23 protein-coding genes and 1 pseudogene are annotated in these 25,418 nt (G+C 72.5%); 15 read left to right on the forward strand and 9 right to left on the reverse strand.

Going from position 1 to position 25,418, the window contains the following annotated elements; genetic code table 11:
- Positions 1-82: 82 nt before the first annotated feature.
- From ACIA79_RS04525 to ACIA79_RS04575, 11 genes are all read left to right on the forward strand, one after another.
- Positions 83-1,780, forward strand: a complete 1,698-nt coding sequence (locus tag ACIA79_RS04525; RefSeq protein ID WP_399426653.1) for a nitrite/sulfite reductase — start codon at positions 83-85, stop codon at positions 1,778-1,780.
- The gene (locus tag ACIA79_RS04530; protein ID WP_399426654.1) at positions 1,777-1,956 is read left to right on the forward strand and encodes a hypothetical protein; all 180 of its coding nucleotides are present in this window, start codon (positions 1,777-1,779) and stop codon (positions 1,954-1,956) included. Before ACIA79_RS04525 ends, ACIA79_RS04530 begins: the two co-directional genes overlap by 4 nt.
- Positions 1,953-2,654, forward strand: coding sequence for a phosphoadenylyl-sulfate reductase (locus tag ACIA79_RS04535; protein WP_399426655.1), 702 nt, complete (start codon positions 1,953-1,955; stop codon positions 2,652-2,654). The genes ACIA79_RS04530 and ACIA79_RS04535 overlap by 4 nt, the downstream gene beginning before the upstream one ends.
- Positions 2,636-3,220 carry an adenylyl-sulfate kinase gene (gene cysC / locus ACIA79_RS04540; RefSeq protein ID WP_399426656.1) on the forward strand — a complete coding sequence of 195 codons (585 nt, stop codon included), beginning with the start codon at positions 2,636-2,638 and terminating at the stop codon, positions 3,218-3,220. Before ACIA79_RS04535 ends, cysC begins: the two co-directional genes overlap by 19 nt.
- Entirely contained in the window at positions 3,217-4,155 is a 939-nt protein-coding gene (gene cysD / locus ACIA79_RS04545) for a sulfate adenylyltransferase subunit CysD (protein WP_399426657.1), read from the forward strand. Before cysC ends, cysD begins: the two co-directional genes overlap by 4 nt.
- A 2-nt stretch (positions 4,156-4,157) precedes the next feature.
- Positions 4,158-5,489, forward strand: a complete 1,332-nt coding sequence (locus tag ACIA79_RS04550) for a sulfate adenylyltransferase subunit 1 (protein ID WP_399426658.1) — start codon at positions 4,158-4,160, stop codon at positions 5,487-5,489.
- Between the two features lie 229 nt (positions 5,490-5,718).
- Complete coding sequence (locus ACIA79_RS04555; RefSeq protein ID WP_399426659.1) at positions 5,719-6,828, forward strand: aliphatic sulfonate ABC transporter substrate-binding protein; 1,110 nt, start codon at positions 5,719-5,721, stop codon at positions 6,826-6,828.
- Positions 6,829-6,875: 47 nt separating this feature from the next.
- Positions 6,876-7,667 (forward strand): ABC transporter ATP-binding protein, encoded by a 792-nt coding sequence (locus tag ACIA79_RS04560; RefSeq protein ID WP_399426660.1) that lies wholly within the window; start codon positions 6,876-6,878, stop codon positions 7,665-7,667.
- The gene (locus ACIA79_RS04565) at positions 7,654-8,544 is read left to right on the forward strand and encodes an ABC transporter permease (protein ID WP_399426661.1); all 891 of its coding nucleotides are present in this window, start codon (positions 7,654-7,656) and stop codon (positions 8,542-8,544) included. Before ACIA79_RS04560 ends, ACIA79_RS04565 begins: the two co-directional genes overlap by 14 nt.
- Before the next feature lie 8 nt (positions 8,545-8,552).
- On the forward strand, positions 8,553-9,383 hold the full coding sequence (locus ACIA79_RS04570; RefSeq protein ID WP_399426662.1) for a sirohydrochlorin chelatase: 831 nt from the start codon (positions 8,553-8,555) through the stop codon (positions 9,381-9,383).
- An 86-nt stretch (positions 9,384-9,469) separates the two neighbouring features.
- Positions 9,470-10,324 (forward strand): aldo/keto reductase, encoded by an 855-nt coding sequence (locus ACIA79_RS04575; protein WP_399426663.1) that lies wholly within the window; start codon positions 9,470-9,472, stop codon positions 10,322-10,324.
- Positions 10,325-10,398: 74 nt separating this feature from the next.
- On the opposite strand, the gene ACIA79_RS04580 is transcribed toward ACIA79_RS04575, so the two are convergent.
- The 3 genes from ACIA79_RS04580 to ACIA79_RS04590 all read right to left on the reverse strand — a co-directional run bounded on the left by ACIA79_RS04580 (position 10,399) and on the right by ACIA79_RS04590 (position 13,313).
- Positions 10,399-10,959 carry a DUF1697 domain-containing protein gene (locus ACIA79_RS04580; protein ID WP_399426664.1) on the reverse strand — a complete coding sequence of 187 codons (561 nt, stop codon included), beginning with the start codon at positions 10,957-10,959 and terminating at the stop codon, positions 10,399-10,401.
- Positions 10,960-11,032: 73 nt separating this feature from the next.
- Positions 11,033-12,226, reverse strand: coding sequence for a S8 family peptidase (locus tag ACIA79_RS04585; protein ID WP_399426665.1), 1,194 nt, complete (start codon positions 12,224-12,226; stop codon positions 11,033-11,035).
- A gap of 187 nt (positions 12,227-12,413) precedes the next feature.
- A complete protein-coding gene (locus tag ACIA79_RS04590; RefSeq protein ID WP_399426666.1) occupies positions 12,414-13,313 on the reverse strand; it encodes a LysR family transcriptional regulator in 900 nt (299 codons plus the stop codon).
- Between the two features lie 205 nt (positions 13,314-13,518).
- On the opposite strand from ACIA79_RS04590, the gene ACIA79_RS04595 reads away from it, so the two are divergent.
- The gene (locus ACIA79_RS04595; RefSeq protein ID WP_399426667.1) at positions 13,519-14,223 is read left to right on the forward strand and encodes a type 1 glutamine amidotransferase domain-containing protein; all 705 of its coding nucleotides are present in this window, start codon (positions 13,519-13,521) and stop codon (positions 14,221-14,223) included.
- On the opposite strand, the pseudogene mgt reads toward ACIA79_RS04595, so the two are convergent.
- From mgt to ACIA79_RS04615, 4 genes and pseudogenes are all read right to left on the reverse strand, one after another.
- Positions 14,207-15,453: pseudogene (mgt, locus tag ACIA79_RS04600) on the reverse strand (macrolide-inactivating glycosyltransferase). The gene ACIA79_RS04595 and the pseudogene mgt overlap by 17 nt on opposite strands.
- An 18-nt stretch (positions 15,454-15,471) precedes the next feature.
- Complete coding sequence (locus ACIA79_RS04605) at positions 15,472-16,788, reverse strand: ABC transporter substrate-binding protein (RefSeq protein ID WP_399426668.1); 1,317 nt, start codon at positions 16,786-16,788, stop codon at positions 15,472-15,474.
- A complete protein-coding gene (locus ACIA79_RS04610) occupies positions 16,788-17,642 on the reverse strand; it encodes a carbohydrate ABC transporter permease (protein ID WP_399426669.1) in 855 nt (284 codons plus the stop codon). Before ACIA79_RS04610 ends, ACIA79_RS04605 begins: the two co-directional genes overlap by 1 nt.
- Positions 17,639-18,592, reverse strand: a complete 954-nt coding sequence (locus tag ACIA79_RS04615) for a carbohydrate ABC transporter permease (RefSeq protein WP_399426670.1) — start codon at positions 18,590-18,592, stop codon at positions 17,639-17,641. Before ACIA79_RS04615 ends, ACIA79_RS04610 begins: the two co-directional genes overlap by 4 nt.
- 134 nt (positions 18,593-18,726) lie before the next feature.
- Between ACIA79_RS04615 and ACIA79_RS04620 the strand changes: the two genes are divergently transcribed.
- Together ACIA79_RS04620 and ACIA79_RS04625 are read left to right on the forward strand one after the other, a co-directional pair.
- Positions 18,727-19,587, forward strand: coding sequence for a phosphotransferase enzyme family protein (locus tag ACIA79_RS04620; RefSeq protein WP_399426671.1), 861 nt, complete (start codon positions 18,727-18,729; stop codon positions 19,585-19,587).
- 41 nt (positions 19,588-19,628) lie between these two features.
- Positions 19,629-20,462, forward strand: coding sequence for an alpha/beta fold hydrolase (locus ACIA79_RS04625; RefSeq protein WP_399426672.1), 834 nt, complete (start codon positions 19,629-19,631; stop codon positions 20,460-20,462).
- Between the two features lie 162 nt (positions 20,463-20,624).
- On the opposite strand, the gene ACIA79_RS04630 is transcribed toward ACIA79_RS04625, so the two are convergent.
- Together ACIA79_RS04630 and ACIA79_RS04635 are read right to left on the reverse strand one after the other, a co-directional pair.
- Positions 20,625-21,359, reverse strand: coding sequence for a 3'-5' exonuclease (locus ACIA79_RS04630; RefSeq protein ID WP_399426673.1), 735 nt, complete (start codon positions 21,357-21,359; stop codon positions 20,625-20,627).
- A gap of 110 nt (positions 21,360-21,469) precedes the next feature.
- Complete coding sequence (locus tag ACIA79_RS04635; RefSeq protein ID WP_399426674.1) at positions 21,470-22,711, reverse strand: SAV2148 family HEPN domain-containing protein; 1,242 nt, start codon at positions 22,709-22,711, stop codon at positions 21,470-21,472.
- Between the two features lie 411 nt (positions 22,712-23,122).
- On the opposite strand from ACIA79_RS04635, the gene glgX reads away from it, so the two are divergent.
- Positions 23,123-25,243, forward strand: a complete 2,121-nt coding sequence (glgX, locus tag ACIA79_RS04640) for a glycogen debranching protein GlgX (protein WP_399426675.1) — start codon at positions 23,123-23,125, stop codon at positions 25,241-25,243.
- Positions 25,244-25,418: the final 175 nt, after the last annotated feature.

Here is a 25,418-nt window from a genome sequence, read left to right on the forward strand (position 1 = left end):
CGCACCGCCGCGCCACTCTCTGTCCTGCGCGCGAGTGTGCAGGTCAGAGCCGCCCTCCTGCAGTCCCGAAGGACGTATCGTCATGGCCTCCACCCCGGAAACGCCCGCCTCCGCCACGCCCCGCCGCAAGCCGGGGCGGCACCGTGGCGAGGGTCAGTGGGCGCGTGGCCACTTCACGCCCCTCAATGGCAACGAGCAGTTCAAGAAGGACGACGACGGTCTCAATGTGCGGACACGCATTGAGACGATCTACTCCAAGGCCGGCTTCGACTCGATCGACCCCAACGACCTGCGCGGCCGGATGCGCTGGTGGGGCCTCTACACCCAGCGCAAGCCCGGGATCGACGGCGGCAAGACCGCGATCCTGGAGCCGGAGGAGCTGGACGACGAGTACTTCATGCTGCGCGTCCGCATCGACGGCGGCCGGCTGACCACGCGGCAGCTGCGCGTCATCGGGGAGATCTCGCAGGAGTTCGCGCGGGGCACCGCGGACATCACCGACCGGCAGAACATCCAGTACCACTGGATCCGGATCGAGGACGTGCCCGAGATCTGGAACCGCCTCGAAGAGGTCGGCCTGTCCACGACCGAGGCGTGCGGCGACACCCCGCGCGTCATCCTCGGCTCGCCGGTCGCCGGTATCGCCGAGGACGAGATCATCGACGGCACGCCCGCCCTGGAGGAGATCCACCGCCGCGTCGTGGGCAACAAGGCGTTCTCCAACCTGCCCCGCAAGTTCAAGTCCGCGATCTCCGGCTCGCCGCTGCTGGACGTGGCCCACGAGATCAACGACATCTCCTTCGTCGGCGTGCACCACCCCGAGCACGGGCCCGGCTTCGACCTGTGGGTCGGCGGCGGCCTGTCCACCAACCCCAAGATCGGGGTGCGCCTCGGCGCCTGGGTCCCGCTCGACGAGGTCCCGGACGTGTACGAGGGCGTCATCTCGATCTTCCGCGACTACGGCTACCGCCGGCTGCGCAACCGCGCCCGTCTGAAGTTCCTGGTCGCCGACTGGGGCGCCGAGCGGTTCCGCCAGGTACTGGAGGACGAGTACCTGCGGCGCAAGCTGGTCGACGGCCCGGCGCCGGAGCAGCCGGTGCAGCAGTGGCGCGACCACGTCGGTGTGCACCGGCAGCAGGACGGCCGGTTCTACGTCGGCTTCGCACCGCGCGTCGGCCGGGTCGACGGCGCCACGCTCACCAAGATCGCCGACGTGGCCCAGGCGCACGGCTCGGGCCGGCTGCGCACCACCGCCGAGCAGAAGATGATCGTCCTCGACGTCGAGGAGCCGCAGGTCGAGTCGCTGGTCGCCGCCCTGGAGGCGCTCGACCTCCAGGTCAGGCCGTCCCCGTTCCGGCGGGGCACGATGGCCTGCACCGGCATCGAGTTCTGCAAGCTGGCCATCGTCGAGACCAAGGCGCGCGGCGCCTCGCTCATCGACGAGCTGGAGCGCCGCATCCCCGACTTCGACGAGCCGATCACCATCAACCTCAACGGCTGCCCCAACGCCTGCGCCCGTATCCAGGTGGCGGACATCGGTCTCAAGGGCCAGCTCGTCCTCGACGACGAGGGCAACCAGGTCGAGGGCTACCAGGTGCACCTCGGCGGCGCCCTCGGTCTGGAGGCGGGCTTCGGCCGCAAGGTGCGCGGCCTGAAGGTCACCGCGGCCGAGCTGCCCGACTACATCGAGCGGGTCCTCAAGCGCTTCCAGGCGGAGCGCGAGGAGGGCGAGCGCTTCGCCGCCTGGGCGGCGCGTGCGAGCGAAGAGGCCCTGTCATGAGCGAGCGCGCGGCACCGTTCTACTGCCCCTACTGCGGGGACGAGGACCTGCGGCCGAGCGAGACGGGCCACGGCGCCTGGGAATGCGCGGCCTGCAACCGGGGCTTCCAGCTGAAGTTCCTCGGGCTGCTGACCCGCGGTCTGCAACCCAACGACGGTGGAGGGGAAGCGATATGACGGAGACGGGGACCAGGGAAGACCTCAGGGCGCTGGCCGAGCGGGCGGGCCGCGACCTGGAGGAGGCATCACCCCTGGAGATCCTGGAGTGGGCCGCCGACACCTTCGGCAAGCGCTTCTGCGTCACCTCCTCCATGGAGGACGCGGTCGTCGCCCACCTCGCCTCCCGCGTGTTCCCGGGCGTCGACGTCGTCTTCCTCGACACCGGCTACCACTTCCCGGAGACCATCGGCACCCGTGACGCCGTCGACGCCGTGATGGACGTCAACGTCATCACCCTGACTCCCCGCCGGACGGTGGCGGAGCAGGACGCCGAATACGGACCCAAGCTGCACGACCGCGACCCGGACCTGTGCTGCGCGCTGCGCAAGGTCAAGCCCCTCGAAGAGGGGCTGACGGCGTACGACGCGTGGGCGACCGGGCTGCGCCGGGACGAGTCCCCCACCCGGGCGAACACCCCGGTCGTCGGCTGGGACGAGAAGCGCCGGAAGGTCAAGGTCTCACCGATCGCCCGCTGGACGCAGGACGACGTGGACGCGTACGTCGCCGAACACGGCGTCCTGACGAACCCCCTGCTCATGGACGGGTACGCCTCCGTCGGCTGCGCTCCCTGCACCCGCCGGGTGCTGGAGGGCGAGGACGCCCGCGCCGGCCGCTGGGCGGGCCGCGCCAAGACCGAATGCGGGCTGCACGGCTGATGACGACCACTCAGGAACCACAGGAGAAGGACGTGACTGGGGCCACCATCTGGCTCACCGGGCTGCCGAGCGCCGGCAAGACCACGATCGCCCACGAGCTCGCGGGCCGGCTGCGCGCCGGCGGGCACCGTGTGGAGGTGCTGGACGGCGACGAGATCCGCGAGTTCCTCTCGGCGGGTCTCGGCTTCAGCCGCGAGGACCGGCACACCAACGTGCAGCGGATCGGCTTCGTGGCCGAACTGCTCGCGTCGCACGGCGTGAAGGTCCTGGTGCCGGTCATCGCCCCGTACGCCGACAGCCGCGAGGCGGTGCGGGGGCGCCACCGGCAGGCGGGCACCGCCTACGTCGAGGTGCACGTGGCCACGCCCGTCGAGGTGTGCTCGGTCCGCGACGTGAAGGGCCTGTACGCCAAGCAGGCGGCGGGCGAGATCAGCGGGCTGACCGGCGTCGACGACCCCTACGAGGAGCCGGAGTCGCCGGACCTGCGCATCGAGTCCCAGAACCAGACCGTGCAGGAGTCCGCGGCCGCGGTCCATGCGCTGCTGACCGAGAGGGGGCTGGCATGACGACCAGCGCCATCGTGCTCGACGAGGGCACCGACAACCCGTACGCACTGAGTCACCTGGACGCGCTCGAGTCCGAGGCGGTGCACATCTTCCGCGAGGTGGCGGGCGAGTTCGAGCGGCCGGTGATCCTCTTCTCCGGCGGCAAGGACTCCATCGTCATGCTGCACCTGGCCCTGAAGGCGTTCGCCCCGGCGGCGGTCCCCTTCTCGCTGCTGCACGTGGACACCGGGCACAACTTCCCCGAGGTGCTGGAGTACCGCGACCGCACGGTCGAGAAGCACGGCCTGCGGCTCCATGTGGCGTCCGTGCAGGACTACATCGACCGCGGCGTCCTCAAGGAGCGCCCGGACGGCACCCGCAACCCGCTGCAGACCGTGCCGCTGACCGAGGCGATCCAGCAGCACCGGTTCGACGCGGTCTTCGGCGGCGGGCGGCGCGACGAGGAGAAGGCGCGCGCCAAGGAGCGGGTGTTCTCGCTGCGCGACGAGTTCTCGCAGTGGGACCCGCGCCGGCAGCGCCCGGAGCTGTGGCAGCTCTACAACGGCCGCCACGCGCCCGGCGAGCACGTCCGGGTCTTCCCGCTGTCCAACTGGACCGAGCTCGACGTGTGGCAGTACATCGCCCGCGAGGGGATCGAACTGCCGGAGATCTACTTCGCGCACGAGCGCGAGGTGTTCCTGCGGAACGGCATGTGGCTGACGGCCGGCGAGTGGGGCGGCCCGAAGGACACCGAGATCGCCGAGAAGCGGCTCGTGCGCTACCGGACGGTGGGCGACATGTCCTGCACCGGCGCGGTGGACTCCGACGCCACCACGCTGGACGCCGTCATCGCCGAGATCGCCGCCTCCCGGCTCACCGAGCGGGGCGCGACGCGCGCCGACGACAAGCTGTCCGAGGCCGCGATGGAAGACCGCAAGCGCGAAGGGTACTTCTAACCATGACCAGCACCACCGAGCAGCTCAGCGCCACCACGCTGCTGCGCTTCGCGACCGCGGGCTCCGTCGACGACGGCAAGTCCACCCTCGTCGGGCGGCTGCTGCACGACTCCAAGTCGGTGCTGGCCGACCAGCTGGAGGCCGTCGAGCACGCCTCCCGGTCCCGCGGCCAGGAGGCTCCCGACCTCGCCCTGCTGACCGACGGTCTGCGGGCCGAGCGCGAGCAGGGCATCACCATCGACGTGGCCTACCGCTACTTCGCCACGCCCCGGCGCCGGTTCATCCTGGCCGACACGCCCGGGCACGTGCAGTACACCCGGAACATGGTCACCGGCGCCTCCACCGCCGAGCTGACGGTCGTCCTGGTCGACGCCCGCAACGGCGTGGTCGAGCAGACCCGCCGGCACGCGGCGATCGCGGCCCTGCTGCGCGTGCCGCACGTCGTCCTGGCCGTCAACAAGATGGACCTGGTCGGCTACGAGGAGCCCGTCTTCGCGAAGATCGCCGAGGAGTTCACGGCGTACGCGAGCGAGCTGGGCGTCCCGGAGATCACCGCGATCCCGATCTCCGCGCTCGCCGGCGACAACGTGGTGGAGCCGTCCGGCAACATGGGCTGGTACGGCGGCCCCACCGTGCTGGAGCACCTGGAGACCGTGCCGGTCAGCCATGACCTGACGGGCTGCCACGCGCGCTTCCCCGTGCAGTACGTGATCCGTCCGCAGACCGCCGAGCACCCCGACTACCGGGGCTACGCCGGGCAGATCGCGGCCGGGACGTTCCGCGTCGGCGAGCAGGTCGCCGTCCTGCCGTCCGGCCGTACGTCCACGATCACCGGGATCGACCTGCTGGGCGAGCCGGTGGACGTGGCCTGGACGCCGCAGTCGGTGACGCTGCTGCTCGCCGACGACATCGACATCTCGCGCGGCGACCTGATCGTGCCGAGCGGCGACGCGCCCGCCACCACGCAGGACATCGAGGCCACGGTCTGCCACGTCGCCGACCAGCCGCTGGTGGTGGGCCAGCGGGTGCTGCTGAAGCACACCACCCGCACGGTCAAGGCGATCGTCAAGGAGATCCCGTCGAAGCTGACGCTGGACGACCTGTCCCAGCACCCGGCTCCCGGGCAGCTCGTCGCCAACGACATCGGCCGGGTCCGGGTGCGCACCGCCGAGCCGCTGGCGATGGACGCGTACGCCGACTCCCGCCGCACCGGGTCCTTCCTGCTGATCGACCCCGCCGACGGCACCACCCTCGCGGCCGGGATGGCCGGCGAGTCCTTCGCCACCGCCCGGGCCGCCGCGCCCGAGACGGACGACGAGGGCTGGGACTTCTGACGTGACGCCGACCGATGTCTACGCGACCTTCGCGAAGGAGGGCGGCCGGGTCGGCAGCGGCGCCCTCGGCGCGGGGACCGGGGGTGTCGCGCGATGTGCCCGATGACGCCGCGCCCGCTCCCGTGCCATCCGTACCGACGAAGACATACAGACGCCGACGACCCGGCCACGCCCCTGACGACGATCAGGAGGCCGTGAGCTCCGGGCCCGACGAGAGGAACGCCCTCCCGTGCCTGCCACTTCCCGCGCCACCGCCCTGCGCCGCGGCCTCGCCGCGGCCGTCGCGCTCCCCCTGCTGGCCGGGGCGCTCGCCTCCTGCGGCTACGGCTCCAAGGCTCCCCGGGAGACGCGGGTGGAGGCCAAGGGCGAGAAGCTCTCGGCAGCCGAGGTGCGGCTCGGGTACTTCCCGAACCTGACCCACGCCACGGCGCTGGTGGGACACCAGGAGGGCATCTTCCAGAAGGAGCTGGGCGGTACCCAGCTGAAGGTCTCCACCTTCAACGCCGGGCCGTCGGAGATCGAGGCGCTCAACGCCGACTCCCTCGACATCGGATTCATCGGCCCCTCCCCCGCCATCAACGGCTACGTCAAGTCCAAGGGCAGCAACCTGCGGATCGTCGGCGGTGCGGCCTCCGGCGGGGTGAAGCTGGTCGTCAACCCGGCGAAGATCAAGACCCTGGCGGACGTCAAGGGCAAGCGGATCGCCACCCCGCAGCACGGCAACACCCAGGACGTCGCCTTCCTCGACTGGGCCGCCGCGCAGGGCTGGAAGGTCGACGCGCAGAGCGGCAAGGGCGACGTCTCCGTGGTCCGCACCGACAACAAGGTCGCCCCCGACGCCTACAGGTCGGGTTCGATCGACGGCGCGTGGGTGCCCGAGCCGACCGCGTCCAAGCTGGTGAGCGAGGGCGCGAAGGTGCTGCTGGACGAGGCGTCGCTGTGGCCCGGCGGGAAGTTCGTGATCACGAACATCATCGTGTCGCAGAGGTTCCTCACGGCGCACCCGGACGTGGTCGAGGCGGTGCTGCGCGGCTCCGTGAAGACCAACGCCTGGATCAACGCCAACCCCGGCAGGGCGAAGGCGTCCGCCAACGCCCGGCTGAAGGCGCTCACCGGCAAGGCGCTGGGCGACGAGGTGATCGACCCGGCGTGGCCGTCCATCCGGTTCACCGACGACCCGCTGGCCGCCACGCTGCAGGCGCAGGCGGACCACGCCGTGCGGGCGGGCCTGCTGGAGAAGCCCGACCTCAAGGGCATCTACGACCTCACGCCGCTCAACAAGGTCCTCAAGGCCGAGGGCAGGCCCGCGGTCACCGACGCCGGTCTCGGCGCCGAGTGACCGGCCGGGCTCCCATCCATCCGCATCGCTCCCAGGAGGTGACGACCATGGCCACCACGTTCGCCAAGGCCGAGGACCGTGCGGCGGTGTCGACGCACGCCGCCCGTCTCGAGCACGTCTCAAAGTCCTTCACCACCCCGGCCGGGCAGCAGCTCGTCCTCGACGACATCTCGCTCGATGTCGCGCCGGGCGAGTTCGTCACCCTCCTGGGCGCGTCGGGCTGCGGCAAGTCGACGCTGCTCAACCTGGTCGCCGGGCTCGACCGGCCGTCCGCGGGGTCGATCGACACCCCGGGCGGGCGGCCCGCCCTGATGTTCCAGGAGCACGCGCTGTTCCCGTGGCTGACGGCGGGCAAGAACATCGAACTGGCGCTGCGGCTGCGCGGTGTCGCCAAGAACGAGCGGCGCGAGGAGGCGGAGCGGCTGCTGGAGCTGGTCCGGCTCAAGGGCTCGTACGGCAAGCGGGTGCACGAGCTGTCCGGCGGCATGCGGCAGCGCGTGGCGCTGGCCCGGGCACTCGCCCAGGACAGCGACCTGCTGCTGATGGACGAGCCGTTCGCGGCGCTGGACGCCATCACCCGCGATGTGCTGCACGACGAGCTGACCCGCATCTGGCGGGAGACGCGCCTGTCGGTCCTCTTCGTCACGCACAACGTGCGCGAGGCCGTGCGGCTGGCCGAGCGCGTGGTCCTGCTGTCGTCCCGTCCGGGGCGGATCGCCCGGCAGTGGGACATCGGCATCCCGCAGCCGCGCCGTATCGAGGACGCCGCGGTCGCGGAGCTGTCCGTCGAGATCACCGAAGAACTGCGTGGGGAGATCCGCCGTCATGGCCAGCACTGATACGACGACCACGGCGAAGTCCGACGATCTGGCCGGTCTGGAGGCGGGTCTCGACGCGCTCGACGCCGTGCAGGTGGCGCGCACCCCGGTGCGCGACGTCCTGCTGAAGAAGGTCCTGCCCCCGCTGGTGGCCGTCGCGCTGGTGCTGGTGGTGTGGCAGCTCCTGGTGTGGGCGAAGGTCACCGACGAGTACAAGCTCCCGGCGCCGTCCGCGGTGTGGGACAGCCTGACCACCATGTGGCTGGAAGGCACGCTCTTCGACGTGCTGTGGACGAGCGTGTCGCGGGCGCTGCTCGGCTTCCTGATGGCCCTGGCCATCGGCACGCCGCTGGGGCTGCTGGTGGCCCGGGTGAAGGTCGTGCGGGCGGCGATCGGCCCCATCCTGTCCGGTCTGCAGTCGCTGCCGTCGGTCGCCTGGGTGGCGCCCGCGGTGCTCTGGATCGGCCTCGACGACTCGATGATGTACGCGGTGATCCTGCTGGGTGCCGTCCCGTCGATCGCCAACGGCCTGGTGGCCGGCGTCGACCAGGTTCCGCCGCTGTTCCTGCGGGCCGGGCGCACGCTCGGCGCGAGCGGGCTGCGGGGCGCCCGGCACATCGTGATGCCGGCCGCGCTGCCCGGCTACCTGGCCGGACTGAAGCAGGGCTGGGCGTTCTCGTGGCGGTCGCTGATGGCCGCCGAGATCATCGCCTCGTCGCCGGACCTGGGGCTGGGTCTCGGCCAGTTGCTGGAGAACGGCCGCAACAACATCGACATGCCGGGCATCTTCCTGGCGATCATCCTGATCCTGGTCGTCGGCATCGCCATCGACCTGCTGATCTTCAGCCCGCTGGAGCGGACGGTGCTGCGCCGCCGAGGTCTGCTGGTGAAGGGCTGAGCCGCACCATGAACCGTCCTGCCCTCCCGTCGCCCGCCACCGCCCTTGCAAGGAAGCGCCGCGCGGCCGCCCTCCCGTCGCCCGCCACCGCCCTTCCGGGGAAGCGCCGCACGCCCGCCCTTGTGGTCATCGCCCACGGCAGCCGCGATCCGCGGCACGCCGCGACCGTCCACGCCCTGGTGGGCGCGGCGGCCGCGCTGCGGCCGGGGCTGCGGGTGGAGACGGCGTTCCTGGACTTCAACGTCCCGGCGGTGCCGGCGGTCCTGGAGCGGCTGGCGGCGGAGGGGGTCCGCGACGTGGTCGCCCTCCCCCTGCTGCTGACCCGCGCCTTCCACGCCAAGGCCGACATCCCGGCCGTGCTGCGGCAGGCTCCTCCGTCGCTGCGCGTCCGTCAGGCGGACGTGCTCGGACCGTCGCCGCTGCTGCTCGCGGCGGTGGAGCGGCGGCTGTACGAGGCGGGCCTGGCGCCCGCCGACAAGAGCTCGACCGGGGTCGTCCTGGCCTCGGCGGGCTCCACCGACCCGGAGGCGATCGCAGTGATCGCTGAAACGGCGCGGGAGCTGCGGCGCACAGGTTGGTGCGCCGTGCGGCCTGCGTTCGCCTCCGCACCCCTCCCCCGGACCGCCGACGCGGTACGGGCGCTGCGCGCCGGCGGGGCCGCCCGCGTGGCGGTCGCCCCGTACGTCATCGCGCCGGGCCGCCTGCCGGACCGGATCGCCGAGGGCGCCGCCGGGGCGGACGTCCTCGCCGGCGTGCTGGGGCCGTCCCCGGAGCTGGCGCGGCTGCTGCTGGAACGGTACGACGGGGCGCGGTCCGGCGCCCGGGCGGCCGCGGCGTAGGGAGTGTCCGCGAAGGAGCGTCTCGGGACTTCGCGGGCACGACTCGGGGCCTCGCGCGTTCGGGGCGCGCCGGTAGAGTCGGGCCCATGACCACGGACACCTTCGTGCTCGGCGGCGACCTGACGGTACGCCGGCTGGGCTTCGGTACGGCGCAGTTGACCGGGCCCGGCTACTGGGGGCCGCGCGGTGCGCGGGCGGACGCGGTGGCGGTGCTGCGGCGCGCGGTGGAGCGGGGCGTCACGCTCGTCGACACGGCCGACAACTACGGCCCCGACCTCGCCGAGGAGCTGGTGGCCGAGGCGCTGCACCCGTACCCGGAGGGTCTGGTGGTGGCGACCAAGGGCGGGGTGGTGCGCACGAGCGACAGTGCGTGGCACATCGCGGGGCGGCCCGAGCAGTTGCGCGCGATGTGCGAGGCCAGCCTGCGCCGGCTGCGGACCGGGACGATCGACCTCTACCAGCTGCACCGGCTGGACCCCGAGGTCCCGGTGGCCGACCAGCTCGGCACGCTGATGGAGCTGCGGCGGGAGGGGAAGATCCGGCACATCGGCCTGGACACGGTGTCCGTGGCCCAGCTGGAGCAGGCGCTGGCGCTGGCGCCGGTGGTTTCGGTGCAGAACCGCTTCAACCTGCTCGACCGGGAGTCGGAGGACGTGCTGAAGGCATGCGAGGCGCACGGGCTGGCGTTCCTGCCCTGGTTCCCGCTGGCGAACGGGGCGCTGACCGGTTCCGCGGCGGCGGAGCTGGACGCGGTCGCCGCGCGGCACGGGGCGACCCGGGGGCAGATCGCGCTGGCGTGGCTGCTGCACCGCTCGCCGGTGCTGCTGCCCACGCCGGGGACCGGCTCCCTGGCGCATCTGGAGGAGAACCTGGACGCCGCCTCCGTACGCCTGGACGCGGACGACCTCGCCCGGCTGGAGGGGCTCAGCGGTCCGCGCTGAACGGCGTGCCCTGGTGGAAGGGGAGCAGCCGGCCGGCTTCCGCCGCGACGGCCGCCACCGTTGCGGGAGTGTGGTCAGTCACGCGTCATCTCCACCAGTTTGACGACGGTGTTCCAGTTGCGGGTGGTGCCGACGACACCCTTGTTCAGGGCCGGGCGGGCCAGGGCCTCGGCGAGCTTGGAGCGGCCCAGCCCCTCGGGCGCGTACAGGTACAGGGCCCGGTCGCCGAGGCTGAACTCCTCGGGGAGGAAGGCCTCCCGGTCGAGCGAGGCGTAGCGCTCGGGGCCGACGGGCCCGGAGAAGAAGGTGACGTGGAGCTGTTTGCCCTGAAGCTCCGCGGCGGGGAAGGGACAGGCGTCGGCGACGGCGCTCAGGTACGGTCCGCTGCGGACCAGACAGTCGACGCGGAAGCCGAAGTGCTTCTCGATCGCCTGCTCCAGCTCGGCGCCGAGCGCCTGCTCGTCCGCGGGCGCCGTGCCGGCCGCGGCGGTGAAGACGGCGTTGCCGCTCTGGAGGTAGGTCCGGGCGTCGCCGTACCCCAGTTCCGCGAGCAGTGCGCGCAGCTGAGCCATCGGGACCTGTCTGCGGCCGCCGACGTTGATGCCGCGCAGCAGCGCGGCGTACCTGTTCGTCATGGTCACACCATAGGGCGGCCGCCGCACCCCGTGGGGGAGGGCACGGCGGCCGCCGGTCAGGAGGACGGGACCGCTACTCGACGATCTTCAGCAGCTTGTTGGCCGTGCCCTGGCTGGGGTTGGTGATCTTCCCTGCCGTGGCACCGTCGGTCAGTGCCTCGGCGACCTGCTCCGGGGTGGCGTCCTTGTGGCCCGCCAGGTAGACGGCGGCGGCGCCGACGACATGGGGCGTCGCCATGGACGTACCGGAGATGGTCTTGGTGCCCCCGTCGCTGTCGTTCCACGTCGAGGTGATGTCGGAGCCGGGCGCGTAGAGGTCCACCGCCGCACCGAAGTTGGAGAAGTCCGACTGCTGGTCGACCTTGGTGGACGAGGCCACGGTGATGGCCTCCTGGACGCGGGCCGGGGAGCCCTGGCCGGCGTCCTGGGACTCGTTGCCGGCGGCGACGCCGAAGGTGACGCCGGCGGCGATCGCCTTGCGGACGGCTTCGTCCAGGGCCTCGTCGGCGCCGCCGCCGAGGCTCATGTTGGCGACGGAGGGCCCCTGGTGGTTCTTGGTGACCCAGTCGATGCCCGCGACGACCTGCTCGGTGGTGCCCGAGCCGTTGTCGTCGAGGACGCGCACGGCGACGATCTTCGCCTTCTTGGCCACGCCGTGCGCGGCGCCGGCGATGGTGCCGGCGACGTGGGTGCCGTGGCCGTTGCCGTCGGTGGCATCGTTGTCGTTGTCGACGGCGTCGAAGCCGGAGACGGCGCGGCCCTCGAAGTCCTTGTGCGTGATGCGTACGCCGGTGTCGATGACGTACGCGGTGACGCCCTCACCCCCGGAGTCGGGGTAGGTGTAGGAGCTGTCGCCGGCCGTGTCGGCCTGGTCCACGCGGTCGAGACCCCAGGACGGCGGGTTCGCCTGCGTGGCGCTGATGGTGAACTTCTTGTTCTGCACGACCTTGGCGACGGCCGGGTCGGCGGCCAGGCGCTTGGCCTCCGTCCGGGAAAGCCCGCTCGCCGAGAAGCCGTTGACGGCCGAGGTGTAGCTGCGCTCGAGTTCGCCGCCGTACTGCTCGGCGAGCCGGGCCTTGTCCGCCTTCTCGTCCAGCAGGACGATGTAGCTCCCGGCGACGGCACCTTCGGCACCCAGGCCGTGAACGGTGCCTTCCGCGGGCGCGGGGGCCGCACCGGCGTGAGCGGGGCTGAGGACGGTCACGGTGGCGACCGCGGCTATGGCTGCTGCGAGCTGAAGTCCGCGGGCGCGCTGGTGAGTTGTCATGAAGAGGGATCTCCTCGTCATCTTTTGTGGGGGGATCGGCCTCCGGACGGAAGATCTCCGGGGCCTGGTCCGAAACCCTTGCCGATTGACGCGCCTGGATCAAGACCTTCATACGCCTGTGACTTACTCAACAAGTCTTCGTAATACGAAATCGGCGGCAACCGGCCCAAGTCGGCCGGGCGTTGGGTCACCAGGTGCGGCCCGCTTCGAGGAGCCGGGCGCGCACCCGGTCCACATGCGGGTTGTCGGAGGCGCCGGGCCGCTGGACGAGGTAACCGGTGTTGATGGGCGGGTCGTCCGGCTCGTGGAGGGCGACGAGGGTGCCGTCGGCGAGCTCGTCCTGGCACAGGTAGCGGGGCAGCACCGTGAAGCCGGCCCCGGCGACGACCGCGGCCAGCACGCCGCGCAGGTCGGGCACGGTCACGGCGGCCCGGCGCGTGAGGCGCCTGCCGAAGACGTGGCGCCAGTAGCGGCGGGCGATGGGCAGGTCCTCGGCGTACGTGACCAGGGGCGCGGCGTGCAGCGCGGCGGGACCTTCGGCCGCCATGCGGGGGCGGAGGCGCTCGGCCCAGGAGGGCGCGGCCACCAGGACGAACTCCTCGTCCGTCAGCGGCACGGCCACCAGCGTGCGGCCGCGCGGACGGTGGGTGGAGACGACCAGGTCGTGGCGGCCGGCCCGGAGCTCGTCGAGGAGCGGGTCGGTCAGTCCGGTGGCCACGCGCAGCTGCACCCCGCCGGCGACGAGCGGGGCCAGGGCCGGCAGGGCGCGGGTGCACAGCAGCTCGGCGGGCCCGGCGAGGTGGACGGGTGCGGCGCGGCTCTCGTCGGGGACGCCGGGCCCGGTGGCGGCGGCGAGCGCGTCGAGGGGGGCCGCGACGCGGGCGGCGAGCTCGTCGGCGACCGGGGTCGGGCGGACGCCCCGCGGCAGCCGCTCGAACAGCTCGCGTCCCGTCTGGCGCTCCAGGGTGCGGATCTGGGTCGTCACCGTGGGCTGGGAGAGCCCGAGCAACTGGGCGGCCGCGGTGAAGGAGCCGGAGCGGTGGACGGCGAGGAAGGTGCGCAGCAGGTTGAGGTCCGGCTGCGCCACGGGGGCTGGGCCATCGGAATGCCTATGGGTCACGCGCCGGAGTCTACGGCTGCCCTATGCATCGGCACGACGGCCGATCCATGCGTTTTCCGATGGCTGCCATTGGCTTTTCCATTGGATCCCTATGGCGGATCGTCCTACCGTCGAATGCGTAACGACACCAGCGACCGGGCCCGGCGGGGGCCCGCTCCCCCGGAGGAATACCATGTCGAAGATCCTTTTCGTGATGACGGGCGCCGACCACTGGACGCTCGCGGACGGCACCCGGCACCCGACCGGCTTCTGGGCCGAGGAGGCCGTCGCCCCGTACGAGGCGTTCAAGGCCGCGGGCCACGACATCGTGGTCGCCACGCCCGGCGGGGTCGCCCCGCACGCGGACGCGGCCAGCCTGACCGCCGAGGCCAACGGCGGCCGGGAGAACGCCGACCGGATCGCCGGGGCCCTCGCCGCCATGGACGAGCTGCGCAGCCCGGTCGCCCTGGAGGACGTCTCCCTCGACGACTACGCGGCCGTCTTCTACCCCGGCGGTCACGGCCCGATGGAGGACCTCGCCGTCGACGCCGGTTCGGGCCGGCTGCTGACGCTCGCCCTGCGTTCCGGCATGCCGCTCGGGGTGGTCTGCCACGGTCCGGCCGCCCTGCTCGCCGCGGTCGCGGAGGACGGCTCGAACGTGTTCGCCGGGTACCGGCTGACGGGCTTCACCAACGCCGAGGAGACCCAGGCCGGGCTCGCCGGCAAGGCGCCGTGGCTGCTGCAGGACCGGCTCGTCGCGGCGGGCGCGGACTTCCGGGAGGGCGAGCCGTGGGCCCCGCACGTGGTGGTCGACCGGAACCTGGTCACCGGGCAGAACCCGGCTTCCTCCGCGCCCGTCGCCACGGAACTGCTCGCGCTGATCAAGCAGTCGGCCTGACGGGCCCGAGCTCCGCCTCGATGAGGTCCGCCGCGCGCCGGGTCCCGCCCTCGGCGGCCATCCGCAGCCGCAGCTCCGCCGACCTCCGGGCCACCTCGGGGTCGGCGGTCAGCTCCAGGACGGCCGTGCGCAGGGTGCCGGCGGTGGCCTCCTCCATGGTCAGCTGCCGCGCGACACCGAGAGACACCAGCATCCCGGCGTTGCCGAACTGGTCGACCGCCTGCGGCACGGCGACCATCGGCGTCCCCGTCGCGAGGCCCTCCTGGCAGCCGCCCGCGCCCGCGTGCGTGATGAAGGCGTCGGCCTCGCGCAGGATCGCCAACTGGGGTACCCAGTCGTGGACTTCGATGTTCCCGGGCACGTCGCCGAGCTCGGCGGGGTCGACGTGCTTGCCGATCTGGAGAACGACGTGCCACCCGGGCAGGTCCCCGAAGGCCTTGACGCACTCGCGGTAGAAGCCGGGCTGCTTGGTGAAGGTGGAGCCGAGCGAGACGAGCAGCACCTTCCCGGCGCCGGGCGGACGCCGCCACTCCCCCTGCTCGGCCCGGTCGCCCTGGCAGGCGCCGACGAAGGTGTACACGGACTTGTCCACCCGGTCGGCGTTCGGCTGGAGCGCCTCGGGGATCAGCACGACCGCCTTGCGCGGCCGGGCGATCAGCCGGTCGGGGTGGGTGTCGATGCCGTTCTCCGCGAGCCACGCCTCGAAGCGCGCGTAGTACGCCCTGCCGCGCTCCGACGCCTTGAGGTCCGCGTACGCCGGGTCGAGCACCTCCTCCTCGTACCCCTCCCAGGGCACCAGGTTCGGCCAGAGGGACACGGCGGGGACGCCCCACCGGTGGGCGAGGACGGGCGCCGGGTAGGCGGTGATGTCGTGCAGGACGAGGTCGGGTTCGTCGCCCTCGAACGCCGCCGCGAGCTGGGGCAGCACGTGGATGGCGTCGTTCAGGAACGGCTCGATGTTGTCGATCAGCTCCGTTCCCCACGCCTCCGGGTCGTCGTCCGTCGGCAGGGTCGAGGTGTAGATCACCGGTTCCGCGCCGGTGGCGGCGACCTTGTCGGCGAAGGAGGCGGGAATCGCGTAACGGACGCGGTGCCCGCGGGCGACGAGCTCCCGGATGACGTCGAGGCTCGGGTTCACGTGCCCGTGGGCGGCGATGGAGAACATGGCGAGACGGGCACGGTCTGCTGTGGTCATGAACCGAGCCTAACGAGACGAGACGTCTCGTGCAATGAATATTCCGCCGGTCGTCAGCGCTGGTAGCGGGCGAGCACCAGGTTCCCGTCCTCGACCAGCCGCTCCTCCAGCTCGCCGACGTCGATGGCACCGCTGTAGTACTCCTGGAACGCCGGTGTGGCGACCTTGTCCTTCCACTCGGGGTAGCCCCGCACGGACTGCGCCGGAGCGGGGCGCAGGTGCCGGGCCAGCGCCACGCCGGTCGCCCAGCCGTGTGCGGACGTGCGGAGCGACGGATCGACGAGCGCCCGCTTCCCGGTCGGCAGCATCCAGTCGCCGCGGGCGAGGCGGACCATGTTCCGCGGCTGCAGCAGGAAGTCGAGGAACCGTGCGGCCTCCTTCTTGTACGGGCTAGCCTCGGCGATCGAGAGGGTCTGCGGGCTGACCCCCTGGGCCAGGCCGCCCTCACCCGCGGGGGCGGGCAGCACCGTCCACCGGAAGCCCTCGGGGGCCTGCTGCACGATCTGCTGGCGGTACGAGAAGCCGAGCGGGACCATCGCGTACCGGCCGCCGAAGAGACCGGGCAGCGTGTCGGAGCCGCCCATGCCGAGGGTGGAGCGGGACGCGGTGCCGTCGGTGCCGATCTGCTCCCGGACGGTGCGGGGCACGACGGCGTCGCCCTCGGTGAACCGGACGCGGACCGTGCCGTCGGCCGCCCGGTGGAAGAGGCGGCCGCCCGCCGACAGCCCGAGGTTGAGCGAGACGGAGACGGGTTCCTTCAGCGGCCAGGCGACGGCGTGGCCCCCCTTCCCCATCACGGCCTGCACCCGGCGCGCGGCGTGCCGGAACTCCGGCCACGTCCACGGTTTCGCCGGGGTCGGGATCCGGACCCCGGACTTCTCCAGCACCTTCGTGTCGGCGATGACGACGCGCGGCTCCTGGAGGAACGGCACGCCGTACACGCCGTCCCCGAAGGTGGTGGTCCGCCAGCTGTGCCCGGGGATGTCGGCCTTCAGCCGGGCGGACAGCAGTCCCCGCAGATCGGCGAGGTGGCCCCCGTGGGCGAAGTCGGCGAGGTCGTCGGAGGCGTCGTGGATGATGTCGGGCGCCTCGCCGCCCTCGAAGGAGGTGAGGAGCTGGTCGTGGACGCTGTCCCAGCTGCCCTGGACGTACTGGACCTGGATGTCGGGGTGGGCGGCGTTCCACTCCGCGACGAGCTCCTTGTTGGCGTCGACGGACTCCTTCTGCCAGGCCAGCGACTGGAAGCGCAGGACGGTCCGGCCGTCCCGCCGCCCGTCCCCGTCCCCGGAGCAACCGGTGCCGGAGAGCAGCAGGACGAAGGCGGTGGCCGCGGCGGCGAGACGGGCGGCGGTGCGGCGGGCGGCGCGCATCAGGACTTCACCGCCCCGGCGAGCATGCCGCCCGTGATCCGCCTCTGGACGAGCGCGAAGACGACCAGCGACGGAAGCGTGGCGAGGAACGCGGCCGCGGCGAGCGGACCGAGGTCCGCGACGCCCTCCGCGCCCAGGAAGTGGGTCAGGACGACCGGCAACGTCTGCTTCTCCGGGGTCTTGAGCAGGACGAGCGCGAAGAAGAACTCGTTCCACGCGGTGATGAAGGCGAAGAGCGCGGTAGCGGCGATGCCGGGTGCGAGCAGCGGCGCGGTGACCGACACGAGCGTACGGAGCCGGCCCGCGCCGTCGACCGCCGCGGCCTCCTCCAGCTCGGCCGGGACGGAACGTACGTACCCCGTGAGCAGCCACAGCGCGAACGGCAGCGACCACACGACGTACACCATCACCAGCCCCGGCAGCGTGTTGATCAGGTGCAGGTTCTTCAGGACCAGGAACAGCGGGATGATCACCAGGACGAACGGGAACGCCTGACTGACCACGACCCATCCGCCCACGGCGGCGGACAGCCTTCCCCGCTGCCGCGCCGTCACATAGGCCATGGGGGTCGCGACGACGACGGCGATCAGTGCCGCACTCGCCGCCGCGGCCAGGCTGTTGGCCGCGGCGCCGAGCAGCGGCTGTTCGTCGAAGGCCTGGCGGAAGTTGGCGAGGGTGGGCTCGTCGGGGATCCAGCCGGGGTGCAGGGAGGCGAGCTCCCGGGCGGGCTTGAAGGCGGTGGAGACCAGCCAGAGGAACGGGAAGGCCAGGAAGACCAGGTACCCGAGGAGCGCGAGGTACTGGCCGGCCCGGGCCGGCCCGCGGGCGCGCGGCCCGGTGCGGACACCGCTCACCGGTCCTCGCCTCCCCTCAGCCGTCCCACCAGGTACAGGGCGAGGAGCACGGAGATCACCGCGACCATCACACAGCCCATCGCCGCCGCGTAACCGAACTGGCCGTACCGGAAGGCCTCCTCGTACGCGAAGAGCATCGGCAGCCGGGTGCGCCCGCCGGGCCCGCCGCTGGTCAGCACGTACACCAGGGCGAAGGCATTGAAGTTCCAGATGAAGTTGAGCGCCGTGACGGCGAGGGCGACGGGCTTGAGCGCGCGCCAGGTGACGGTACGGAACCGGCGCCACGCGCCCGCGCCGTCCAGGGCCGCGGCCTCGTGCAGCTCCTGCGGGGTGTTCTGCAGGCCGGCCAGCAGCGCCACGGTGGTCTGCGGCATGCCCGCCCAGACGCCGACGACGATCACCGCAGGCAGCGCGGTGGCGAGTCCGGTGAGCCAGGCGTGCCCGCCGCCGAGGCCCAGGCCGCGCAGGGTCTCGTTGAGGACGCCGGCGTCGGGGTGGTAGACGAGCCGCCACATGATGCCGACGACCACCTCGGGCATGGCCCAGGGGATGATGGCCAGGGCCCGCGCCGCCCAGCGGAAACGGAGGTTCTGGTTCAGCAGGAGCGCCAGGCCCAGCGCCAGAACGAACTGCGGGACGGTGACGCCGACCGCCCAGAGCAGGCCGATGCGGAACGACTCCCAGAACAGCGTGTCCTGCGCCAGGTCCCGGAAGTTGAGCGCGCCGATCCACTGGGTGGGCCTGGTGCGCCCCGACTGGGCGTCCGTGAAGGCCAGCGCGATGCCGTACAGCAGCGGGCCGACGCTGAGCACCAGGATGGGCAGCAGGGCGGGCAGCACGAGGAACCACGCCCCGTGGTCCACCGGCCGCCACCCGGGCCGCCGCTCCGGCCGGCCCGGAGGTCCGCCGGTCTTCCCGCCGGGCCCCCGCACTGCGGTCGCCGATGTCAAGGAATCGCCCCCTTTGTCAAGGTGAGCCGGCCTGGCGTCATCGTCCTGACGGGTCGTCGGTTCGTCAAGCAGCCGTGCGCGGATGCGAGACTTGGCCGGACCGGCTGACGGACGGGTGTGTGCGGAGGGACGCGATGGACGAGGCGCGGGCGCGGGAGGTCCTGGCCGCGGCCGGGGTGGAGCGGGTGCGCTCCGGGGCGGCCCTGCTGGCCCTCGGCGAGAACGCGGTCTTCGCCGCCGGCGACCTGGTGGTCAAGGTCGGCCGCAGCGCGGAGCTGCTGGAGCGCGCCGAGCGGGAGGTGGCCGTCGCCTCCTGGCTGGAGGAGTCCGGCATCCCGGCCGTCCGGGCGGCCGAGCCCAAGCCGCGGCTGGTGGACGGCCACCCGGTGACCGTCTGGCACCGGCTGCCCGCCGCCGTGCGCCCGGCCGAGCCGCGTGACCTGGCCCCGCTGCTGCGCCGTGTCCACGCACTGCCCGAGCCGTCCTTCGCGCTGCCGCGCCGGGAGCTGCTGGGCGGTGTGGAGCGCTGGCTGCGCCTCGCGGGCGACGCGATCGACCCGGCGGACGCGGCGTTCCTGCGGGAGCGGCGCGACGGTTTCGCCGCGGCGGCCGCCGCGCTCACCCCGCATCTGACGCCGGGCCCCCTCCACGGGGACGCGCTGCCCCGCAACGTCCACATCGGCCCGGACGGGCCCGTCCTGGTCGACCTGGAGACGTTCTCCTCGGACCTGCGGGAGCACGATCTGGTGGTGCTGGCGCTCTCCCGGGACCGGTACGGGCTCGACCCGGCGGCGCACGACGCGTTCACCGCGGCGTACGGATGGGACGTGCGCGACTGGGAGGGCTGCGCCGTGCTGCGGGGCGCCCGCGAGACCGCGAGCTGCGCGTGGGTGGCGCAGCACGCCCCCGCGAACCCGAAGGCGCTCGCCGAGTTCCGCCGCCGGGTGGCCTCGCTGCGCGACGGCGATCCCACCGTGCGCTGGTACCCGTTCTGACACCATGGAGCCCGGCTCCCGTCCGCTTGAGGAGGATCGCGATGCGCGTGGACACCGGTGACGTGACGCTGGAGGTGCAGGACAGCGGGACCGGCGGTGAGACCGTCCTGCTGGTGCACGGCTTCCCCGACACCCATGCGCTCTGGCGCCACCAGGTGGCGGCGCTGAACGCCGCCGGCTACCGCACCATCGCCCCCGACCTGCGCGGGTTCGGCGGTTCCGACCGCCCGGCGGACGCCACGGCGTACGCCCCGGACCGCTCCGTGGCCGACCTGCTGGCGCTGCTCGACCGGCTGGGGGTCGAGCGCGCCCACCTGGTGGGGCACGACTGGGGGTCCGCCGTCGTGCAGGGCATGGCGATGGCCGCGCCCGAGCGGGTGGCCGGCCTGTCCCTGCTGTCGGTGGGGCACCTGGGCGGGCTGCTGTCGGCCGGCTGGGAGCAGCGCGAGCGCTCCTGGTACGTGCTGCTGTTCCAGCTCGCGGGGCTCGCCGAGGAGTGGCTGTCCCGGGACGACTTCGCGAACCTGCGCGGGATGCTCGGGGAACACCCCGACGCCGAGGAGGCCGTGGAGCGGATGCGGCAACCGGGCGCGCTGACCGCCGCCCTGGCGGTGTACCGCGCGGGCCTGACGCCCGAGGTGCTCTTCGGCCCTCCGCTCCCGCTGCCGCCGCTGCCGGGTCCGGTCCTGGGCGTGTGGAGCTCGGGCGACCGGTTCCTCACCGAGCAGTCGATGACCGGCACGGAGAAGCACGTCGACGGTGACTGGCGCTACGAGCGGGTGGAGAACGCCGGCCACTGGTTCCCGCTGGACGCCCCCGAGCGGGTGAACGGGCTGCTGCTCGACTTCCTCGCCGAGTGCCGGGCGTCGGCATAGCCCGTAAGCCGCGAGCCGGAACCGGAAGCGGGTGCGGGGCCGGCGCCGGTACCGGGCGGGACGAGACCGGGCGAGGGACGGGCGGGGCACGGCTCCCGGCGGGCACCCGGGCGCCCCGGGCACGCGAGGTGCGCTTGCCGCCCAGAGGTCACCGACGCGGCGTCAGCCGACTGCCGGAGTCACCGCGGGCGTCAGCTCGCGCAGGGGCCAGGCCGGGTCTATCACCGCGTCCGGGGTGCCCTTGCGGCGCAGGAAGCTCTGGAAGTCGGCGGCCCACTGCGCGTACCACCCGATCTGCCGCTCGTGCAGCTCGCCCGCGGTCAGCGCGCCGACCGAGGCGTGCCGCTCGGCTATGGCACGGGCCACCTGGACCGCGGCCAGCGCGTCGGCGGCCGCCTGGTGCGCGCCGTCGAGCACGACGCCGTACTCGCCGCACACCGCCTCCAGGTTCCGCTTGCCCCGCCGGTAGCGGTCGACGGCCCGGTCGATCGTGTACGGGTCGACGACCGGCCCGATCGCCGTGCCGCCCAGCCGCTCGCTCAGACCCGGCAGCCCGTGGCGCCGCAACTCCGCCGTGAGCAGCGTCAGGTCGAAGGCGGCGTTGTAGGCGACCACCGGCACGCCGCGCTCCCAGTACCCGACGAGGGTGGCGGCGAGCTCGTCGGCGACCTCCCGGGCGGGGCGGCCCTCGGCCGCGGCGCGCTCGCTGCTGATGCCGTGGATCGCCGATGCCTGCGCGGGGATGAGGATGCCCGGATCGGCCAGCCACTCGCGGCGCACCACCGTCTCCCCGCCCCGGACCTCGATGACCGCGGCCGTCACGATGCGCGCTTCGAGCGGCTCCGTGCCCGTCGTCTCCAGGTCGAAGCCGACCAGCGTCTCCCCGTGCCAGCCCATGCTGAACCTCCTTGTGGTGCGGTGGTGCGCCCCCGTTCGGTGCACTCCCCCGTTGGCTCTTCACCTTCGCACGCACCACTGACAATCGGTCCGGCCCGCCGGGACGGCGCTCACGAGACCGGCCGGGAGTCGGCCCACACCGACTCGAACTCCTCGCGGTAGGTCTCGAACAGCCCGTGGTCGGGCTCGGGTCCCGCGGTGACGAGCGGCCGTCTGCCGCCGCGCAGCACCAGCACCGGTACCTCCATCCCGCGGGCCCGGCGCAGATAGCTCTGGACGACGGCCACCCCGTCCGGTCCGTCACCGTCCACCAGGTAGGCGGTGAAGCGGGGGGTCTCGTCGAAGACCTGGATCTCGAAGGCGCCGGGGTCGCGCAGCCGGGAGCGCACGCGTCGCATGTGGAGGATGTTCATCTCCACCGAGCGGCTCAATTCGCCCTTTTTGATCCCCAGTTCCCTTTCGCGCCGTTTCACGGCGCTACTGGCCGGATTGAGGAAGAGCAGCCGTATCCGGCAGCCGGACTCGGCGAGCCGCACCAGCCGCCGCCCGGAGAAGTTCTGCACCAGCAGGTTCAGGCCTATGCCGATCGCGTCGAGGCGCCGCGCCCCGCCGAAGAGGTCCTCGGCGGGCAGCTGCCGCTGCAGCCGCACCCGGTCGGGGTGGACGGAGACCACGTCCGCGTACCGGTCCCCGACGAGGTCCTCCACGGCGTCGACCGGCAGCCGGTGCGCGGAGGGCGCGCCCGAGCCTCCCCCCAGGATCTCCAGCAGCCGGGCGGAGGCCCGTTCGGACTGGTCGAGCACGGTGCGCGACAGGGCGCGGTTGCGGGAGACCACGTTGCGGGTGACCTCCAGCTCGTCCAGGGCCAGCTCCACCTCGCGCCGGTCGTCGAAGTATGGCTCGAAGCAGGGCCAGTGCTGGACCATCAGCTCGCGCAGCTGGGGCAGGGTGAGGAAGCTGAGCACATTGTCGTCGGCGGGGTCCAGGAGGTAGCCCTTGCGCCGCGACACCTCCCGTACCGCGACGGCCCGCTGCACCCACTCCTGCCCGGCGGGGCCGGCCGCGGCCACCACCCAGTCCTCGCCGTGGACCGGCTCGTAGATGGGCCGCAGCACGGCGGCCACCACGGCACGCAGCCGCTGTTCGACCAGATTCAGCCAGATGTACGCACGCCCGGCCCGCTGGGCGCGGGTGCGCACCTCGCTCCAGGCCTCCGCGTCCCAGTCCAGCTCCGCACCGATCTCCATCGGCCGGGCGAGTGAGACCGCGCCGGGCGGGACATCAGCGGGGTCAGTGGAGTCCCCCTCGTGACCTGAGTCACCTGGGGGCAGCTCCAGCCCTCCCGAGCTCACCCGCGCACCGCCTTCAGTCCTCCGGACACCCGTCTCCAACGATCAAGGAAGGGTACTCCGGGAGCGGGAGGCGGTGCAGCCGGATGCACAGGCTCCTTCGCCAACGAGCCTGATCCGCCGGGCCGTTCCCGGGGCCGGGACGAGGCGGAGTGAGCGGATTCACCATGGTTGCGCCCCTGCCGCGGGGCCGTCCGGCCCCGGGCGCTGCTTGCCGGAGCCCCGCCGGCCGGCCGCCGGCACCCGGGCGACGCGCCGGAACGCGAGGTTGACCCGGGCAACCGGACGGGGGGCCGAGGATGGCCGAGGTGGCCGGACACGGACACCTCAGTCCTAGGAGGACGCTCCACTTTCGTGGAGGATCTGGCTCGAACAGCTCCCAGAACCCGGATCAGAAGTGGAAGAGTCTTATCTATGCAGGTCTGGCCGGGACAGGCGTATCCGCTCGGCGCCACGTACGACGGCGCCGGGACCAACTTCGCGGTCTTCTCCGAGGCCGCCGACCGGGTCGAGTTGTGCCTCCTGCACGACGACGGCTCAGAAACCGCGGTGGAACTGCGCGAGACCGACGCGTTCGTACGGCACGCGTACCTGCCCGGCGTGATGCCGGGGCAGCGGTACGGGTTCCGGGTCCACGGACCGTACGCGCCGGAGCACGGGCAGCGCTGCAACTCCGCGAAACTGCTCCTCGACCCGTACGCGCGGGCGGTCGCCGGCGCCGTCGACTGGGGGGAGGCGGTGTACGGCTACCACTTCGGCAGACCGGACTCCCGCAACGACCTCGACTCGGCGCCGCACATGATGGCCTCCGTCGTGGTCAACCCGTACTTCGACTGGGGGGACGACCGCCCGCCCCGTACGGACTACCACCGCACGGTGATCTACGAGGCGCACGTCAAGGGCCTGACGATGCTCCATCCGGCTCTGCCGGACGAGCTGCGCGGGACGTACGCGGGCCTCGCCCACCCCGCGGTGATCGAGCACCTGACCGAACTGGGGGTGACGGCGCTCGAATTGATGCCGGTCCACCAGTTCGTCAACGACCACCGGCTGGTGGACGCGGGCCTGGCGAACTACTGGGGCTACAACACCATCGGCTTCTTCGCCCCCCACAACGCGTACGCGTCCTGGGGCGACCGGGGCCAGCAGGTGCTGGAGTTCAAGTCGGCGGTGCGCGCGCTGCACCAGGCGGGCATCGAGGTCATCCTCGACGTGGTCTACAACCACACAGCCGAGGGCAACCACCTGGGCCCGACGCTCTCCTTCCGGGGCCTGGACAACGCCTCGTACTACCGCCTCGCCGACAATCCCCGGTACTACATGGACACCACCGGCACCGGGAACTCGCTGCTCATGCGGTCGCCGCACGTGCTGCAACTGATCATGGATTCGCTGCGGTACTGGGTGACGGAGATGCGCGTCGACGGTTTCCGCTTCGACCTGGCGGCGACCCTCGCCCGCCAGTTCCACGAGGTGGACCGGCTGTCGTCGTTCTTCGACCTGGTGCAGCAGGACCCGGTGGTCAGCCAGGTCAAGCTGATCGCGGAGCCGTGGGACGTCGGCGAGGGCGGCTACCAGGTGGGCAACTTCCCGCCCCTGTGGACCGAGTGGAACGGCAAGTACCGGGACACGGTGCGCGACCTGTGGCGGGGCGAACCGCGCACGCTCGCCGAGTTCGCGTCGCGGCTGACCGGCTCGTCGGACCTGTACCAGGACGACGGGCGCCGCCCGCTCGCCTCGGTCAACTTCGTGACCTGCCACGACGGCTTCACGCTGCGTGACCTGGTCTCGTACAACGACAAGCACAACGAGGCGAACGGCGAGGGCAACCGCGACGGCGAGAGCCACAACCGCTCGTGGAACTGCGGCACGGAGGGCGACACCGACGACGAAGGCGTGCGCGAGCTGCGGATGCGGCAGATGCGCAACTTCATCGCCACGCTGATGCTGTCGCAGGGCGTGCCGATGCTGAGCCACGGCGACGAGTTCGGGCGCACCCAGGGCGGCAACAACAACGCGTACTGCCAGGACAACGAGATCGCCTGGGTGCACTGGCCGGACCAGGACGCGGACGAGGCCAGGTCGCTGCTGGAGTTCACCCGTTCGATGGTGTGGCTGCGGCGGGACCACCCGGTCTTCCGGCGGCGCCGCTTCTTCCACGGACGGCCGGTGGAGGGCACGCACGACGAGCTCTCCGACATCTCGTGGTTCACCCCCGAGGGGGACGAGATGGGCGTGCGGGACTGGCAGGCGGCGCACGCGAAGGCCCTGTCGGTGTTCCTGAACGGCAGCGCGATCTCCGAGCCGGGACCGCGCGGGGAGCGCATCGCGGACGACTCGTTCCTGCTGATGTTCAACGCCAGCGCCGAGGATCTGGAGTTCGTCGTTCCGGTGAACCACGGTCGCCAGTGGCAGGTGGTGGTCGACACGGCCGTCCCGGAGGGCATCGAGCCCGGGCAGGGCGCCAAGGTGGCGGCCGGCGACCGGCTCACGCTGATCGGCCGCAGCCTGACGGTCCTGCGCCGTCCCGGTTAGACGGGAGGCGGCACGGAGGCGGGGGGGGGGGGGGGGGGGGGGGGGGGGGGGGGGGGGCGCGCCCCCCCCCCCCCCCTGCCGCTGCCCCCCTGTCGAACACCATACGAACGCCACGTGGCGTCGGACGTACATCGCATGAAGTGATGACACAGAAGCCCCCCAAGCGGGTACGTAC

The sequence above is a fragment of the Streptomyces sp. NPDC051310 genome, from assembly GCF_044455245.1.
In the GTDB taxonomy this organism is placed as follows: Bacteria; Actinomycetota; Actinomycetes; order Streptomycetales; family Streptomycetaceae; genus Streptomyces.

Coding starts and splice junctions, on each gene's coding strand:
- ACIA79_RS04535 (WP_399426655.1), top strand. CDS start 1,953: ATGACGGAGACGGGGACCAGGGAAGACCTCAGGGCGCTGGCCGAGCGG.
- ACIA79_RS04525 (WP_399426653.1), top strand. CDS start 83: ATGGCCTCCACCCCGGAAACGCCCGCCTCCGCCACGCCCCGCCGCAAG.
- ACIA79_RS04565 (WP_399426661.1), top strand. CDS start 7,654: ATGGCCAGCACTGATACGACGACCACGGCGAAGTCCGACGATCTGGCC.
- ACIA79_RS04570 (WP_399426662.1), top strand. CDS start 8,553: ATGAACCGTCCTGCCCTCCCGTCGCCCGCCACCGCCCTTGCAAGGAAG.
- ACIA79_RS04585 (WP_399426665.1), bottom strand. CDS start 12,226: ATGACAACTCACCAGCGCGCCCGCGGACTTCAGCTCGCAGCAGCCATA.
- ACIA79_RS04620 (WP_399426671.1), top strand. CDS start 18,727: ATGGACGAGGCGCGGGCGCGGGAGGTCCTGGCCGCGGCCGGGGTGGAG.
- glgX (WP_399426675.1), top strand. CDS start 23,123: ATGCAGGTCTGGCCGGGACAGGCGTATCCGCTCGGCGCCACGTACGAC.
- cysC (WP_399426656.1), top strand. CDS start 2,636: ATGCGGGCTGCACGGCTGATGACGACCACTCAGGAACCACAGGAGAAG.
- ACIA79_RS04550 (WP_399426658.1), top strand. CDS start 4,158: ATGACCAGCACCACCGAGCAGCTCAGCGCCACCACGCTGCTGCGCTTC.
- ACIA79_RS04625 (WP_399426672.1), top strand. CDS start 19,629: ATGCGCGTGGACACCGGTGACGTGACGCTGGAGGTGCAGGACAGCGGG.
- cysD (WP_399426657.1), top strand. CDS start 3,217: ATGACGACCAGCGCCATCGTGCTCGACGAGGGCACCGACAACCCGTAC.
- ACIA79_RS04560 (WP_399426660.1), top strand. CDS start 6,876: ATGGCCACCACGTTCGCCAAGGCCGAGGACCGTGCGGCGGTGTCGACG.
- ACIA79_RS04630 (WP_399426673.1), bottom strand. CDS start 21,359: ATGGGCTGGCACGGGGAGACGCTGGTCGGCTTCGACCTGGAGACGACG.
- ACIA79_RS04605 (WP_399426668.1), bottom strand. CDS start 16,788: ATGCGCGCCGCCCGCCGCACCGCCGCCCGTCTCGCCGCCGCGGCCACC.
- ACIA79_RS04530 (WP_399426654.1), top strand. CDS start 1,777: ATGAGCGAGCGCGCGGCACCGTTCTACTGCCCCTACTGCGGGGACGAG.
- ACIA79_RS04575 (WP_399426663.1), top strand. CDS start 9,470: ATGACCACGGACACCTTCGTGCTCGGCGGCGACCTGACGGTACGCCGG.
- ACIA79_RS04595 (WP_399426667.1), top strand. CDS start 13,519: ATGTCGAAGATCCTTTTCGTGATGACGGGCGCCGACCACTGGACGCTC.
- ACIA79_RS04580 (WP_399426664.1), bottom strand. CDS start 10,959: ATGACGAACAGGTACGCCGCGCTGCTGCGCGGCATCAACGTCGGCGGC.